This window comes from Aquimarina litoralis (genome assembly GCF_039523995.1).
Taxonomy (GTDB): Bacteria; Bacteroidota; Bacteroidia; order Flavobacteriales; family Flavobacteriaceae; genus Aquimarina; species Aquimarina litoralis.
In genome coordinates this window covers 864,931-881,386 of sequence record NZ_BAAAGE010000003.1, presented here as the reverse complement: position 1 = coordinate 881,386, position 16,456 = coordinate 864,931, and the positions used below count along the sequence as shown (strand labels likewise).

14 protein-coding genes are annotated in these 16,456 nt (G+C 33.2%); 7 read left to right on the top strand and 7 right to left on the bottom strand.

Annotation, left to right across the window (positions count from 1 at the left end; all coding sequences use genetic code 11):
* Positions 1-4: 4 nt before the first annotated feature.
* Positions 5-1,099, bottom strand: a complete 1,095-nt coding sequence (locus tag ABD077_RS18125) for an ABC transporter permease (protein ID WP_299607067.1) — start codon at positions 1,097-1,099, stop codon at positions 5-7.
* Between the two features lie 131 nt (positions 1,100-1,230).
* The gene (locus tag ABD077_RS18120) at positions 1,231-2,637 is read right to left on the bottom strand and encodes a CmpA/NrtA family ABC transporter substrate-binding protein (RefSeq protein ID WP_343913649.1); all 1,407 of its coding nucleotides are present in this window, start codon (positions 2,635-2,637) and stop codon (positions 1,231-1,233) included.
* 453 nt (positions 2,638-3,090) lie between these two features.
* Here ABD077_RS18120 and ABD077_RS18115 point away from each other — a divergent pair, with 453 nt between their 5' ends.
* Positions 3,091-3,924 carry a type IV pili methyl-accepting chemotaxis transducer N-terminal domain-containing protein gene (locus tag ABD077_RS18115; protein ID WP_343913648.1) on the top strand — a complete coding sequence of 278 codons (834 nt, stop codon included), beginning with the start codon at positions 3,091-3,093 and terminating at the stop codon, positions 3,922-3,924.
* 18 nt (positions 3,925-3,942) lie between these two features.
* On the opposite strand, the gene ABD077_RS18110 is transcribed toward ABD077_RS18115, so the two are convergent.
* Complete coding sequence (locus tag ABD077_RS18110) at positions 3,943-4,629, bottom strand: response regulator (protein ID WP_343913647.1); 687 nt, start codon at positions 4,627-4,629, stop codon at positions 3,943-3,945.
* Positions 4,630-4,899: 270 nt separating this feature from the next.
* Between ABD077_RS18110 and ABD077_RS18105 the strand changes: the two genes are divergently transcribed.
* The 6 genes from ABD077_RS18105 to ABD077_RS18080 all read left to right on the top strand — a co-directional run bounded on the left by ABD077_RS18105 (position 4,900) and on the right by ABD077_RS18080 (position 12,198).
* Complete coding sequence (locus ABD077_RS18105; protein WP_343913646.1) at positions 4,900-6,207, top strand: alginate export family protein; 1,308 nt, start codon at positions 4,900-4,902, stop codon at positions 6,205-6,207.
* Positions 6,208-6,367: 160 nt separating this feature from the next.
* Positions 6,368-8,884: a nitrite reductase large subunit NirB gene (gene nirB / locus ABD077_RS18100; protein ID WP_343913645.1), complete on the top strand. Its 2,517-nt coding sequence runs from the start codon at positions 6,368-6,370 to the stop codon at positions 8,882-8,884.
* Between the two features lie 45 nt (positions 8,885-8,929).
* A complete protein-coding gene (gene nirD, locus ABD077_RS18095; protein ID WP_299607061.1) occupies positions 8,930-9,307 on the top strand; it encodes a nitrite reductase small subunit NirD in 378 nt (125 codons plus the stop codon).
* 62 nt (positions 9,308-9,369) lie between these two features.
* On the top strand, positions 9,370-9,954 hold the full coding sequence (locus tag ABD077_RS18090; protein ID WP_343913644.1) for a DUF4202 domain-containing protein: 585 nt from the start codon (positions 9,370-9,372) through the stop codon (positions 9,952-9,954).
* Between the two features lie 10 nt (positions 9,955-9,964).
* Entirely contained in the window at positions 9,965-11,782 is a 1,818-nt protein-coding gene (locus tag ABD077_RS18085) for a sensor histidine kinase (protein ID WP_343913643.1), read from the top strand.
* A 41-nt stretch (positions 11,783-11,823) separates the two neighbouring features.
* A complete protein-coding gene (locus ABD077_RS18080) occupies positions 11,824-12,198 on the top strand; it encodes a hypothetical protein (protein WP_299899180.1) in 375 nt (124 codons plus the stop codon).
* A gap of 42 nt (positions 12,199-12,240) precedes the next feature.
* Here the strand turns inward: ABD077_RS18080 and ABD077_RS18075 are convergent, their stop codons facing one another.
* From ABD077_RS18075 to ABD077_RS18060, 4 genes are all read right to left on the bottom strand, one after another.
* Entirely contained in the window at positions 12,241-13,110 is an 870-nt protein-coding gene (locus tag ABD077_RS18075) for a BadF/BadG/BcrA/BcrD ATPase family protein (RefSeq protein WP_299607057.1), read from the bottom strand.
* An 88-nt stretch (positions 13,111-13,198) separates the two neighbouring features.
* Positions 13,199-14,200, bottom strand: a complete 1,002-nt coding sequence (gene gap, locus ABD077_RS18070; protein ID WP_343913642.1) for a type I glyceraldehyde-3-phosphate dehydrogenase — start codon at positions 14,198-14,200, stop codon at positions 13,199-13,201.
* A 42-nt stretch (positions 14,201-14,242) separates the two neighbouring features.
* Positions 14,243-15,229 (bottom strand): 6-phosphofructokinase, encoded by a 987-nt coding sequence (pfkA, locus tag ABD077_RS18065; protein WP_343913641.1) that lies wholly within the window; start codon positions 15,227-15,229, stop codon positions 14,243-14,245.
* Positions 15,230-15,495: 266 nt separating this feature from the next.
* A complete protein-coding gene (locus ABD077_RS18060) occupies positions 15,496-16,242 on the bottom strand; it encodes a T9SS type A sorting domain-containing protein (protein ID WP_343913640.1) in 747 nt (248 codons plus the stop codon).
* Positions 16,243-16,456: the final 214 nt, after the last annotated feature.

Genomic DNA, 16,456 nt, shown 5'->3' with positions numbered 1-16,456 from the left:
TATTTTAAGCAGCAGCTTCTTCTGTAAAAGTTACAAATTTCTGTACTGTAAACATTAATCTATCTAATAAGAATCCAATGATTCCGATTACAAACATTGCTGCTATTATTTTAGCATTTGAATCATTTGCACCGTTCTGAAATTCTTCCCATACAAAAGTTCCTAAACCAGGACTTTGAGAAAGTAATTCAATTGCGATTAATACCATCCATGCAACAGAAACAGTTATTCTAAGACCAGTAAATATCAAAGGAAAAGATGAAGGCAAAACAATTTTAAATACTTTTTGCCCTACTCCCAAGTTTAAAACCTTTGCAACATTTATATAGTCTTTATCCACCGTTGAAACTCCTAAAGTAGTATTCACTAATGTTGCCCACATGGCACATAACCCAACTGCTATAAAAGAAATTATAAAAGACACATCTCCATTATAACTCAAAGTCATAGTTTTTACGATCATATACACCAATAAAAACCAAACCACCGGAGAAACTGGTTTAAATATTTGAATCAACCAATTAAACGAGGATCTTAACGTACTACTTAGCCCCAATATAATCCCTACAGGAACTGCTAAAAATAATGCTAAAAAGAATCCAGCAAACACTGTTTTCAAACTTGTAAATATCTGATCTACAAATGACGGTCTTCCTGTGTATTTTATCGGATCTAATCCTTGTTCTTCTCGCTTCGCATTCGTAGCTGCTACTTTTTCTTTAAAAGCTGCTTTTTTCGCTGTTATACTTCTATGATCTGCCAATAATGTCTTAAACGCATCCAAAACCGCTCCCGGAGATGGCAAAGAATTAATAGAAGACTCTCCAGATTCAATTCTCTGCAACTCTAGAGTAACTCCAGCATCACCCGACGCTTCTTGCGCTCTTTCTATTTTAAAATCTTTTTCTACATTGTATAAATAAGTAGCTCCAGCATGCCATAAAATCAAAAACAATCCTACCGACAAAACAGGTAAGAAAACTTTTTTTAACAAAGCAATTAAATTCTTCTTGGTTTCCTCTCCTGCCGCTAATCTAATAGCCGGTTCAAAAAACCCTAATCCTACAAAATTCAGAATATGAATAGATCTATCTTTCATGTCATTTAATTTATTGCTCCCCAACTACTATCTTCAAATTATGCTTTGTGTCAGAGATTACTTGATTGTTTCGTATTATTCAACTTACTTTTTCTGAGAGAAGAAGAAGAAATAAAAGAGAGTTCTCTCTTTTATTTCTCAATGCTTGAAACACCTTCTACATTCTCTTTATTCCCAATACCGAAGCTATTAATGTATCCAATAGGATCTTTCGCATCGAATTTATTACCATCTATAAAATCTGTAGTAGCTGGTTTATAACCATCTGTTTTTGGTAATTCAGAAGCCTCTAAATACCCTTCCGCTACTAACAAATTAGCCGCTTTAGTCCAAATATCAGGACGATAAATATCTTTTATTGTTTTATCATACCACTCTGCTGGCTTACTTTCTGGAATTTGCCCCCAACGTCTCATTTGAGTTAAAAACCATATCCCATCAGAATAGAATGGATACGTTGCATCGTATCTATAGAACACATTAAAATCTGGCATCTCTCTTTTATCACCTTTTTCAAATTCAAATGTTCCTGTCATAGAATTTGCTAAAACTGCCTCATCAGCACCAACATATTCTGGCATTGATAATATTTTTACAGCCTCTTTTCTATTACCTGGAGTATCTAACCATTTACCCGCTCTTATCAAAGCCTTTGTTACAGCTGTAGCGGTGTTAGGGTATTGCTCAACGAATTTTTTAGTCATCACAAACACCTTTTCTGGATTATTTTTCCAGATATCGTAATTTGTAGTTACCGGCACTCCAATACCTTTAAATACCGCTTGTTGATTCCATGGTTCTCCTACACAATATCCATATATAGTACCCGCCTCTAAAGTAGCTGGCATCTGTGGTGGTGGTGTAACAGATAAAAGAACCTCAGCATCTATCTGACCTTGAATATTATCTTTAGAGTACATACCAGGATTAATTCCTGCAGCTGCTAACCAATAGCGTATTTCATAATTATGAGTAGAAACAGGAAATACCATCCCCATTTTAAAAGCTTTTCCTTCATTCTTATAAGACTCTATAACAGGTTTTAAAGCTTCCGCAGAAATAGGATGTATCGGCTTTCCATCTTCCCCTTTAGGCACATTTGGCTTCATCTTAGACCAAACATCGTTAGAAACTGTGATTCCATTTCCATTTAAATCCATGGAAAAAGGTGTCACCAACTCCGCTTGTCTTCCAAAACCAGCACCAGCTGCAATTGGCTGACCTGCCAACATATGAGACCCATCTAATTGCCCGTCGATCACACGATCTAATACATTTTTCCAGTTAGACTGAGCTTCTACTGAGACAAAAAGCCCCTCATCCTCGAAAAAACCTTTTTCTTTTGCGATTGCTAAAGGTGCCATATCCGTTAACTTTATAAAACCAAAAGTTAGTTGAGGTTTTTCTATAGTTAGTTTAGATGACTCTTCCTTGGCTTCTTCCCCACTTGAAGCTATTTCTTTCTTCTTTTCTCCTCCACAGGACAACATAACCAATGCAGTTAAGAAGATCCCTATTTTAAAATTCATTGTTTTCATAATTTGATTTTTGAAATTCAGCTAATAGAATACAACAAAATTAAGTATTAATACTTACTAAAAAAGTTTTAAGGAAAAAAAATACGTATTTATTGCATTAATTACGTATTTCTCAAATTAGATAGTTGTAGATTGAATTATTGATAATCTGAATAGGTCAAAAATAGAAATATGAACTCCACTTAAAACTACTGAAATTGTAATGTTTTGAATATCAACTTATTAACTGTATTACAGTATTTTTAATACGGTTTATCCATATTTAGAAGAAATCCCGTTTTGCACAAAAAAAACTACGTACCAAATATTTGGTATTCTCAAAAAAAAATAAGTATTTTCGTACTAAATTACTTCAAAAACATAAACACTTTCTTCTTAGTTTGTAAGTATTAATTTACCCAAGTTCATACCATACTATAGCACTAAAAAGTATAATTTCTTAAAAAATTATTTATGAAAAAAAGAACTATTAAAACCTTGCCCGTCATTTTTATTTTCTTAATCACGTGCGTCACAATAAATGCTCAATCTAATAGCTTTGGATCTATAACTTATGCTAAAGCGATTAATGTATCCGGAAAACAACGTATGTTATCACAAAAAATTTCGAAAGCATATTTGTTAATGGCTAAAGGAATTAACGATCCTTCTATTAAGAAAGAGTTGAACTCCAGCAAGTTTATATTTGAGAAGCAACTACAAATACTTACTACAAATGCAACAAGTTCATCAACAAAATTATCGTTAAAAAAAGTACAAACTTTATGGAACGATTTTAAAGCTATTATCGCTAGTCCGCCCGATGTGCAAAACTCTTTACGTATTGTAAAAACAAATACAGATCTATTAAAAGCATGTAATGATGTAGTTATTAGTATAGAAAACAGCTATAACTACAATAACCAATTTTTCCAAAATAAAAATAAAGATTTTGCAAAAACTATAAACATTTCAGGTAGACAACGTATGCTATCACAAAGACTATGTCTTTACTATACCGCCGCAACCATGTTTAAAAATGATGGCTCCGAATTTAAAAAAATACTTAGTGAAACTTACCAAAAATTCGATACCACTATCGGAGAATTACTGATAAGCAATTACAATAGTACAGAGATAGAGGAAGAATTAGGAGTAGTAATGTCTTATTGGGAAAAATTTCAAACGAATCAAAGAGGATTACTTAATGGCGAGTTCCCCTTACAAGAAATGTTTGCAACAACGAATCAGTTAACAAAATCCTTTAATAAAATCACTGGTTTATACGAAGGAATAGCAAACGATTAGTGGATTAGCTTCCCAAAGTCAGGGAATCATATCAAATTCTCTGGCTTTTTTACTAAGTTCTAATACATTTTTGACTCCCATTTTTTTCATAAGATTAAAACGATGTACTTCTGTCGTTCTCTTACTAATTTCTAATTCCGAGGCGATATCCTTGTTAGTCATACCAGAGACAGCCAATTTCAAAATTTGATTTTCTCTTTTTGTTAAATCAAAAGGGTTATTCTTTGCTTGCTTCACCTTTACATCCGACTCTTCCTCTATTTGATCTTCTTTTTTAGCACTACCTTTATTAAGTAAATTCTTAACTAATATAGAAGAGACATCACCGCTAAAATACTTATTTCCTTTGCTAACAGTAGACAAGGCCTTTAAAAACTCCTCTTTTCCTGCATCTTTTAGCAAATAACCATCTGCACCAGCATTGATAGATTGCAAAATATACTCATCCGAGTCATGCATTGATAGCATAATGGATTTAGAAGCTACGGACAATTCAGTTAGCTTCTCTACAGTTTCTATCCCAGACATTTCAGGCATTCTGATATCACAAATTACTATATCTGGATTTAGAGATTGTACCAAATCTATTGCATCTTTACCATTAGAAGCCTCTCCGATAACCTTATATTGTTGCTCATCTTCTAAAAGAGAACGAATTCCATCTCTAACCAAAAAATGATCATCTACTAATACAATACTTACCATTTTAACTAAATACTTAATTTGTGATTACTATAATTCACGTATCAATACGCCCTTCTACGAGCCAAAGATATGAATAATTCAAAAAACGCTTCTAGAAATTGACAATCTTTGAAATAAAAATAAGTATTTTTATCTAAAAAACACAAAGAATATACGTATTAATACTTAGTTTTGAAGAATTCAATTAATATATCAGCTAATAGGATTAATTGAAAAAACTTAGCAATGGTGTGAACAATTTATAACACACATTAAACAAAAACTTAAGAGATGAAAAACAAATTATTCTTTACCATACTATTAACGGTGATGGTATTTAAGGGAGAAGCGCAAGAGTTAAGTGTAGATGCTATGGTTCGACCTCGATTCGAATATCGTCATGGTTTTCAAGATGTTGCACCAGAAGATGTGGAAGGATCTGCCTTCGTATCACAACGTTCTGCCTTACTAGTTAAATATAGCGATTCCAAAATCACAACTTTTTTAGATTTACAAGGTACAAGTGTATGGGGTGATAGACCTCAACTTTCTACTGCTGATGACCAAGGAAATGGTGGATTTAGAGTAAACCGTGCCTGGGCATTACTTTCTCTTGGTGGCGGATGGTCTACAAAAGTAGGACGTCAATTCTTAAGCTATGACGACCAGAGAATTTTAGGAGCTCTTGGATGGGCTGATCAACAAAGGACCCACGATGCAGCTTTGATACGTTACAAAAACTCTAGCTTAAAATTAGATGTTGGTTTTGCATTTAACCAAAACGGAATTAGCAATTTTGGTAATGTTTTCCAACCTTCAGGCGCTGGACAACCTGTGTTTCAGTATAAATCATTACAGTTTTTACACTTAAATAATAAGTTCAGTGAATCATTTTCAGGAAGTTTTCTTTTCTTAAACAATCAGTTTCAAGCTCTTGATGGAACTGGAGCTGCCATAGACCGATTTATCTCCCGACATACCACTGGGGTTTACAGTAAATATAAAAAAGGTGCATTTGGTTTAGACGGTAGTTTTTATTATCAGTTTGGAGACTTTACAGAAACAGTGAGTATTGGTGCTTACCAAGCGATGTTAAATTTGACTTATAAACCAGGTAAAACTTTATTTGGAATAGGAGCTGAAATTCTAAGTGGTAACGATCCTGATACTGCAGATAAAACAGAAGCATTTTTTCCGCTTTTCGGAACCAATCACAAGTTTAACGGTTTTCAAGACTTCTTCTACGTAGGTCGTCATGCAAACAATGGTGGATTACTAGATCTTAATGTTAAAGCTGTATTTAAACTAGGTGAAAAATCAACATTACTAACAAAAGCACATTATTTCTCAGGTTTAGAAGATGCTGCATTTAATGGAACTCCATATGAAGCTAGTTCATATGGCACATCAGTAGATTTAGTGTTTACACAAAAAATTACTTCATACGCTAAATTGAACATAGGATATTCACAGTCTTTTCTTAATGACGATTTTGCCAATGCAAGAGCTGGTGGAGAAGCTGATAGTATACAAAATTGGGGATGGGTAATGTTAACGGTAAACCCAAACTTATTTAAATGGAATAAATCAAAAGAATAAATCAACCAATTTTAGTTTATTTATGAAAACCTGCAATTATATTTTGCAGGTTTTTTTATGCATTATTTCGAATTTCTCAATGACAAACATATATAATTACGTAATTCTTATTAATTAAATACGTATTAATACTTAATTTTGAATTTTAAATACGTAACTAATGAAGAAGGTTGTAGTAATAGGTAACGGAATGGTAGGTTATAAGTTTTGCGAAAAGTTTGTAGCCTCAGAAAAGTTTAATGATTATAAGTTAATCGTATTTGGGGAAGAACCAAGACGAGCTTACGACAGAGTACATTTAAGTGAATTTTACGATGGTAAAACTGCTGAAGACCTAAGTATGTCAACAGCCAGTTGGTATGAAGAAAATAACATAGATCTTCATATTTCAGAAATGATTACTGAAATCAATAGAGAACACAAAACAGTAGCCAATCATCGTGGTGATACTTATTCCTATGACTATCTCGTTTTAGCCACTGGATCTTCCGCTTTCGTTCCTCCGATTGAAGGTGTTGATAAAGAAGGTGTTTTTGTATATCGAACAATTGAAGATTTAGAAGCTACAGAAGCATACGCAAAAAAATTAAAAGCTCAAGGCAAAACAGAAGCCGCAGTTCTTGGTGGAGGGTTATTAGGTTTAGAAGCTGCCAATGCAGTAAAAAACCTTGGACTAAATGCACATGTGGTAGAATTTGCTCCTAGATTAATGCCAAGACAATTGGATAAAGGAGCAAGTGATATGCTACAAGCTAAAATAGAAAGCTTAGGATTGCAAGTACACCTATCTAAACAAACAAAGTTTATACAAGGTAAAAAAGCGATTGAAGGACTACAATATATAGATGATACCGAATTAAAAGTAGATATGTTAGTGGTTTCTGCTGGTATAAGACCTCGTGATGAAGTCGCAAAAGAAGCTGGATTAGCAGTAGGAACCAGAGGAGGAATTGTAGTAAACCAACAAATGCAGACTTCGGATGAATCCATTTATGCCATAGGAGAATGCGCCTTATTAAATAGTATGATTTATGGATTGGTAGCTCCTGGTTATGATATGGCAGAAATTGCTGTTGATCAAATTACCGGCGGCACTAGCGAAATGCCAGAATATATTGATATGTCTACTCAATTAAAATTGATTGGTACCGAGGTTGCTAGTTTTGGAGATGCGCTAAATGAAGCGAAAAAAGAAATAGATGAGATTACCTATGAAAATAAACGCAAAGGAGTTTACAAGAAAATCAACGTCTCTAAAGATGGGACTAAACTATTAGGTGGTATTTTAGTTGGAGATTCTTCAGATTATAATTCTCTTTTTCAAATTTATATTAATGGTTTAAAACTTCCTGAAGAGCCGGAAGATCTTATCTTAGGAAGCAGAGGTGCTGATGGAGGTGCTCTTTTAGGTGATGTAATGGATCTACCCGATGATGCTCAGATTTGTTCTTGCGAGAGTGTTACCAAAGGACAAATATGTGGTGCTATTGAAAGTGGAGAAGCTAATGACCTTGGAGAAGTAATTTCATGTACAAAAGCTGGAACAGGATGTGGTGGATGTAAACCAATGGTAAAAGATTTAGTAAATGCTACCTTGACTTCATTAGGAAAAGAAGTAAAAGACAACATCTGCGAACATTTTGATTATAACAGACAAGAACTTTATGATATTATTAAAGTAAAAGGTTATAGAACTTATGATGAAGTACTGAATGCATATGGTAAAAGTGATGGATGTGAAGTGTGTAAACCTGTAATTGCGTCTATTATGGCGAGTTTATATGCCGATACAGCCAATGAAGAAATAGCAATTCAAGATTCTAATGATCGTTTTCTAGCAAACATTCAACGAAATGGAACGTATTCTGTAGTACCTAGAATTCCCGGAGGAGAAATTACTCCAGAAAAACTTATTGTTCTTGGAGAAGTTGGAAAAAAATACGATTTATATACAAAAATTACAGGTGGTCAACGAGTAGACTTTTTTGGAGCTAGATTGGATCAATTACCGTTAATCTGGAAAGATTTAATAGATCATGGTTTTGAAAGTGGACATGCATACGGTAAATCTCTTAGAACAGTAAAAAGTTGTGTTGGATCTACTTGGTGCAGATACGGAATGGATGAAAGTGTAAGCTTCGCTATAGAATTAGAAGAACGTTATAAAGGATTACGATCTCCTCACAAAATAAAAGGAGGTGTATCTGGATGCATTAGAGAATGTGCCGAAGCGAGATGTAAAGATTTTGGTGTCATCGCAGTAGAAGGAGGATGGAATTTATACGTTTGTGGAAACGGTGGAGCGAATCCTAGACACGCAGAATTATTAGCAGAACAAATAGATAATGAAACTGTAATCAAATACATCGACAGATTCTTGATGTATTACATCAGAACTGCAGCTCCACTAGAAAGAACTGCAAAGTGGTTAGACAATTTAGAAGGTGGAATTGAGTATTTAAAAGAAGTTGTTGTAGACGATAAACTACAATTAGCGGAAGAACTTGAAAATGAAATGGCAAAGCTGGTTGATTCTTTCCAATGTGAATGGACTCAAGCCATACAGGATGAAGAAATCATGAAACGTTTCAATCATTTTGTAAATAGTGATGATACCGATGACAACTTGGTATTCGTTCCATTAAGAGATCAAAAAATGCCGCAACATTGGAAGTAGACTATCCAGGAAATGAGTCTAACAAGTATGCAAAATAGTAAGAGTATGGAAGAAATTTTAGAAATATACAAGACTACTAGTTTAGAGAGTGTAAAAGTTTGGTTTGAAGCAGCTAAAGTAGAAGATTTCCCAAAAAACGGAGGTGCTTGCGTTAAATACAAAGGAAAACAGATTGCTGTCTTTAATTTTGAAAGAAAAAATGCATGGTATGCGTGTCAAAATGTGTGTCCTCACAAAATGGAAATGGTTCTTAGTAGAGGAATGATTGGAGATCACTCAGGAATACCGAAAGTTGCTTGCCCGATGCATAAAAAAACATTTTCTTTAGAAAGTGGTGAAAATTTAAATGGTGATTTAGCTGCCATTGCTACATACCCTGTTAAGGTAGAGGACGGAACCGTATTTATCGGTTTTGAAGAATAATCAATATTATATTTCTTATAAAAGCCTTACATTAGCAAGTATTCTAATCATAGTTTACTTTTATGCCAACCACAAAATTAGACCAAGTTTTTTCGCTTATCGATAAATTAAATGCTCAAGATCCGAATATTGAAAATGTTAATAAGGAACAGGTAGCAAAAGAGTTAATTTATGGACAAAGAATGAGTGCTACACTTTCTAAGTTCGAAAAGAACCCTTCTGAAGCATTAGAAATAGCAGCTAGAGCTCAACATATATGTCGCTGGGAAATACCACGAAACCAGTATCCAATGGACCGTGTTGGCTATTTAAAATGGAGAGAAGAACTGAAAAAGTTTCATGCAGCTAAGACTTCTGAAATCATGTCAGAAGTTGGGTATGATCAAGAAATGATAGATAGAGTTTCATTTTTAATACAGAAAAAGAAACTCAAAAAAGATGAAGGAACCCAAATCTTAGAAGATGTAATTTGTTTGGTTTTTTTAGAGTTCTACTATACCGACTTTTTCGAAAAGCATTCTGACGAAAAAGTCATAGATATATTGCAAAAAACATGGAAAAAAATGTCTGAACGAGGACAGGAAGCGGCTTTGCAGTTATCATATACCGAAAAAGGACTGCAATTGATACAAAAAGCGATCAGTTAATTTTTTTAAATTGAATAAATTAGAGTCATTAGATCTTCAAACATTTAATCGCCTTAGTAAAATCTATATTATTGCACTAGGTGCCATTGCTATTTTTACTATTGGTGGCCAATTTTTTATTCAACGCTATCTTAATTCTCAGATTGATGATTCTAAAATCATTAATATTTCAGGTAGACAAAGAATGTTAAGCCAAAAGCTTACTAAAGAACTATTACTACTTAGTAACGCTACCAATTCTATATCAAAAAAAAGATATTTGAATGATCTAGAAGCAACCATTAGTCTTTGGAAAACATCCCACGAGAGATTAAGACGCTATAATGATTCAATTCCTAAAGGTAAAAATGATAGTACGGAAATTAAACGTATGTTCTTGGTTCTACAACCCTATTTCGAAACTATTTATGAAAACAGCTTACAAATAGTTTCATTAGCCCAAAATGATTCCGTTAACAATGAAATGTTAACCCCATATCTAAATAGTGTTATCTTCAACGAGCCACTTTTCCTAAAACAAATGGATGCTATTGTTTTTAGATATGAAAAAGACGCACAAGAAAAAATTTCAAGCCTTAAACAGATAGAATATTTACTATTTGGTTTGATTATTTTAATCTTAGTATTTGAGTTTTTCCTATTATTTAGACCTGTAGCACTAAGTATTAAAAAGACCATATTTGATCTACTGATCTCCCAGAAAGATGCAACTGATATGGCAAAAAATGCCGAAAAACTGAGGAAAATTCAAAATGAAAATGTACAAGAACTTATCTCTCTAACTAAAGCATTAGATCAAACATTACTATACGCCAGAGTAAATGAACAAGGATTTATTAAAAATTTAGGTGAACGATTTCGAAAAGTTCTAAATGTAGATCAAAAAGTAGATCAAAAAAACCTTGTCGAACTTATGAAATTAAGCGAATTACAGACCAATAGACTTTTGCTTCTCATTGCACAAAACAAAGGTGGTGTTTTTAATGAAGAATTTGAATTTACCACGAGCGAAGGTCAAAAAATGTGGTTAGATATTTCAATCCTTAATGTATTTAAGGAATCTGGTAATAGCGAGAGGTTGGTTCTTTGTTCTGATATTTCTAAAAGAAAAGAAGCTCAATTAGAAATTAAAAGGTTAACAGATTTAGAATATCGACAAAAAGAGGAATTACAAAAATCAAATGCCAGTCAGATAGTAGAAGCACAAGAAGAGGAAAGAAAACGAATTGCCAAAGAAATTCATGATAGTATTGGCCAAATGCTTACTGCATTAAAATTTAATATAGAATCGATTAATACGGAGAATGTAGAGAAAACAAATCAAAAAATTGAAGGATTAAAGAAATTATCAAAAGATCTGATTCTTGGAATTAGAACTGCCACCTTTAATCTTACACCTCCAGAATTAAAAGATTATGGTATTAGTATTGCCCTTCAGAAAATGGCAAAAGAATTAACCAAACTAACCAGCAAAAACATCATTCTTGAAGACACATCTGACACAGATATTCGTTTTGATTCATTAGTGGAAACCAATTTATATAGGGTAACACAAGAGGCAGTAAATAATGCTATTAAATATGCTAATTCCGAATATATACTCATTACAATAAATAGCTCAGAATCCGTTTTAAGTATAAGTATTGAAGATAACGGTAAAGGATTTGATTTAAGTAAAATACCAGATAAGCCAAAAAACAATGCCGAAGGCGGAATGGGTCTATTTTTTATGAAAGAGCGAATGAACTATATAGATGGTCGAATATTTATAAGTAGTACACCCGAAAAAGGAACAAGAATTACCTTAAATTACAATTTTAATAAATAAAATATATACTTTTACCCAGAATTATTCCCCAAAAAAGAAGAGTGAAAACAACAAAGGAAAACATAAAGTATTTAATGAACTGGGATTCCAAAAGAATTTGGAAGGAAGAGACCATTAGTAAAAAGTTTGTTAAATATCTTAAGGAAAAAGAGGTTGAAAAACTAATTTCGGACAACAAAACACAACTAGGAATTATTTCCGAAAGGGATGTAATAGATTGGATTGATCAAGAAGAGAATGACAGTTTTTGGCATAATGAAATGAAAAAACATATCTGCGAAAAAATAATCAAAGATGATGATGATTATTTTGTAGGTTGTGATTACGAGGATTTTGAAGGGTCTTACTTTTTTGTAGCCAGCTTATGGAAAATGGAAAAAGGAGAAAATCTGATAATTTTAGAACATTACCATTAATTTCTCCTTCTTTTAATTTTCTTCAACGTAACCTTATATTAGCTAAACGTTATTTGGATTTTTCTGAATCACATCATTGCGGTAATAATCTATAATACCATCAATTGGTCTTCTTACGATATTACCAACCGTTAAATGATAAGGCCATACCGCTGCTCGGATAATATCCTCACTGAAATGTGCAATAGATCCAATGAAGTGTACTGGTACATTTTGTGCTTCAGGGAAACACAAAACCCTTGTTTCCACAAATTCCTGAATTCCTTCTGTAATAATTTTATAAAAATATCCGTTACGTTCACTTGTAAAAATAAACTCTGCAAATGACGCTAGATAGGTATTAGGATTCTCTTTTTTGTATAAATTTTCTTTTATAGTATCAGAAGAGAGATCGAAACGTTTTTCAAACTCTCCTGCCACCTCCGGAGGCATCCTTTTGTAATAATAATCTCTTATAAGCCGTTTTCCAAAATAGTTCCCACTTGCTTCATCCATTAAAATATAACCTAATGAATCTACAGCCATGTGTATATTATCACCATCGAAATAACAGCTGTTAGAACCTGTTCCTAAAATACACACAATTCCAGGTTCTGTAGTTGCAGCATACACGGCTGCTACCATATCTTCTCTTACAATAACATCTGCATTGACAAAAAAGTTTTCAAACACTTTTTTTAGCATGGCAGCTGGTTTCTCCGTACCACATCCTGCTCCATAAAAGTGAACGGCCTCAATTGTTGTACTATGTTCGGTTAACTCGGCATTAGCCCGAACTCGCTTTTCTAACAAAGACTTTTCAAATACAGCAGGATTTAATCCTTCTGTACGCGTTTTAAACACGATTTCCCCTACATCATCAAGGAGAATCCAATCGCACTTAGTAGAACCACCATCAGCTATTAAAATCATTTAAAAAAAATTTGTTGTGTGTGTATGTATATCTAAGAAAAAAGCCCTAATAACACTTAGAAATCAGGGCAATATAATGTATTACTCCTTATAGGTTTCCTACGTAGGATGAAAGATCAACTAATTTAGATGAGTATCCATATTCGTTATCATACCAAGATACCAACTTAAAGAAATTGTCGTTTAAAGCAATTCCTGCTCCCGCATCGAAAGTAGAAGTATGATCTTCTCCAACAAAATCTTGTGATACCACATCTTCATCTGTATATGCCAGTACTCCTTTTAATTCATTTTCTGAAGCCTCTTTCACTACAGCCTTAAGCTCATCATAAGATACAGATTTCTTGGTTCTTACAGTAAGATCTACTACAGAAACATCAGCCGTTGGAACTCTGAATGCCATTCCTGTAAGTTTCCCATTTAATTCCGGAATTACCTTACCAACTGCTTTTGCAGCTCCAGTTGATGAAGGTATAATGTTATTTAGAGAAGATCTTCCTAATCTAAAGTTCTTTTTAGAAGGAGCATCTACCACTGCTTGTGTAGCTGTAGCTGCGTGCACTGTAGTCATTAATCCTTCTTCTATACCAAAGTTATCATTGATTACTTTAGCTAAAGGAGCTAAACAATTTGTTGTACAAGATGCATTAGAAACAATAGTATCTGTTGGTTTAACATCTTTATGATTTACTCCCATTACAAACATTGGTGCATCAGCAGAAGGTGCAGAAATCACTACCTTTTTAGCACCTGCTTTTAAATGAGCATCTGCTTTATCTAAAGTGGTGAAAATACCTGTACAATCCATTACTACTTCTACTCCAGCTTCATCCCACTTTAAATCTTCAGGGTTTCTTTCTGCAGTAACACGAATTGCTTTACCATCTACCACTAACTTCCCATCTTCTACTGCTATAGTACCATCATACTTTCCGTGAACGGAATCGTACTCTAACAAATAAGCCAGGTGATTTACATCTAACAAATCGTTAATAGCTACTATTTCTACATTCTCGCGTTTAGAAGCAATTCTAAAGGCAATTCTTCCAATTCTACCGAAACCGTTAATTCCAATTTTTAACGTACTCATACTTAATAATTTAGTTGTTTTTGATTTAAAACGTGGTTATATTTAAACTGAAGTTATATCAGCTACTTTTATTAATCTATCATGTTTATGTGTTCTTTTCCCTAAAGCTGTGGTAAGCGGTACAATTGTAACCTGTTTGTGTACAATTCCGATCATTACCTGGCTTTTTCCCTCTAATAAAGTTTCTACGGCGCCCACTCCTAATTTGCTTGCCAAAACTCGATCATAACAGCTTGGCGCACCACCTCTTTGTATATGACCTAGTACTGAAACTCTAACTTCATAATCTTCCAAATTTTCTTCTACATATTCTCCTAATTCGAAAATATTCTTTCCGGACTTATCTCCCTCAGCAACTACTATGATACTAGATGTCTTTCCTGTTTTTTTACTTTTTCTAAGGGACTCTATAAGTCTATCAATCCCCATATCTTCTTCAGGAATTAGTATTTCCTCTGCTCCTGCTCCAATTCCTGCATTTAGAGCAATATCTCCTGCATCTCTTCCCATAACTTCAATCAAAAATAATCTGTTATGCGAACTTGCCGTATCTCGTATTTTATCGATTGCTTCTACAACGGTATTTAGTGCAGTATCATATCCAATTGTATAATCTGTTCCATTAATATCGTTGTCTATAGTACCTGGAATACCTACTACCGGAAAATTGAACTCTTCTGATAATTTTAAAGCTCCAGTAAAACTTCCATCACCTCCTATTACTATAAGAGCATCTATGCTGTTTTTGATAAGATTATCATGGGCTTTTTTTCTACCTTCTTCTGTCCTGAAGTCATTGGAACGTGCTGATTTTAGAAAAGTTCCTCCTTTATTTATAATATTTCTTACCGAACGCGCATTTAGTTTTTCCATTTCGTTATGTATAAGACCTTCATAACCTTTATACACACCAAAACATTCAACCTCATAATAACTACATGCACGAACAACTGCTCTAATGGCAGCGTTCATTCCTGGAGCATCTCCTCCAGAAGTTAGAACCGCAATATTTTTCACTTTTTCCATCATTGAAGCCAAATCTATTGTTATTGATCACAATAACCTAATTTGCTCAAAATCTAAAACGTTTTCGGTTAATAAATTCAGTAATTGCTGACAAAAAAGGTACGGTTTTAACATATTTATATCTAAAATGTTAAGGAATAAGTAAAATTTCAAAATTGTATAAACATGAGTATATTTCCTTTATAATTCATACAAAATCAAAAAACGGCTTACATTCATAAACCGTTCCTTAAAATTTTAAACTTAAAATTATAAACTTTATAAAATTTTTACTTCACAAATTGTTTAGTAACTATTCCATCTTGAGAGGTATAGGTTTTTAATAAGTAATTTCCTTTTGGAAACTTCTTAATATCGATTGTATTAGAATGATATGTTCCTAATAATTGAAAGTTTAAATTATAAATTTCGTGTTTTTCAATTCTTCCTTTGTATTCTACATTAAGAATATTACTACTAGGATTTGGAAATATTTTAAGATTATTCTCTGGAGTACTATTTACCGCACCCCCATTATTATCTTTGGGTAAGATATCGCCATCTTTTCCAAAAGCACCAGAAAAAATAGTATTTACTGCACTACTATCTAATCTAGATGGTGAGCAATCTTGCATTTCTATAGCAGTCCAACGAATCACCCAATCTCTATCCTGAGCCGTACTTGCTCTTAAAGGATTAGGAAAATTAAGAGATCCGACAGTAGGCAAATCGGATGGAGCATCTGTCCATCTCAGATATACTCTAAAACCAGTTGGTGTAGTATTATAAATTGAAGGAACCCCAGAAATATACCAATGGAATCCTTTATTACTTATGGATTCCAAGGTTACTAAATAATGAGGTGTCGTAGTAAAACCACAAGATTTGGTATCAACATCTACATATATTCCCGTCGTGTTGTAATCAACCCAATCATTAGGAGATGTAACCCCTTGACCAATTTTAATTTGCGCATTGATCCCTGAAAAATTAAAAGCGAAAAAACAAATGAATAAAAGTGTTTTAAGAGTTTTCATAATTAAAATGAAGTTTAATGGTTAGAAATAATTGATTTAGCTAAATCTCAATCTCTAAATTATAGAAATACTGTTTCATTTTATTGAGGAAACACCTTTAAATAAAGGGAAAATTCCCTTAATTAATCATAAAATAACATAACTCAATAAAAATGATCAATTCATAATCTTCATTTCAAATTCATATTTATAAAGTATACTAGATTACAATTTA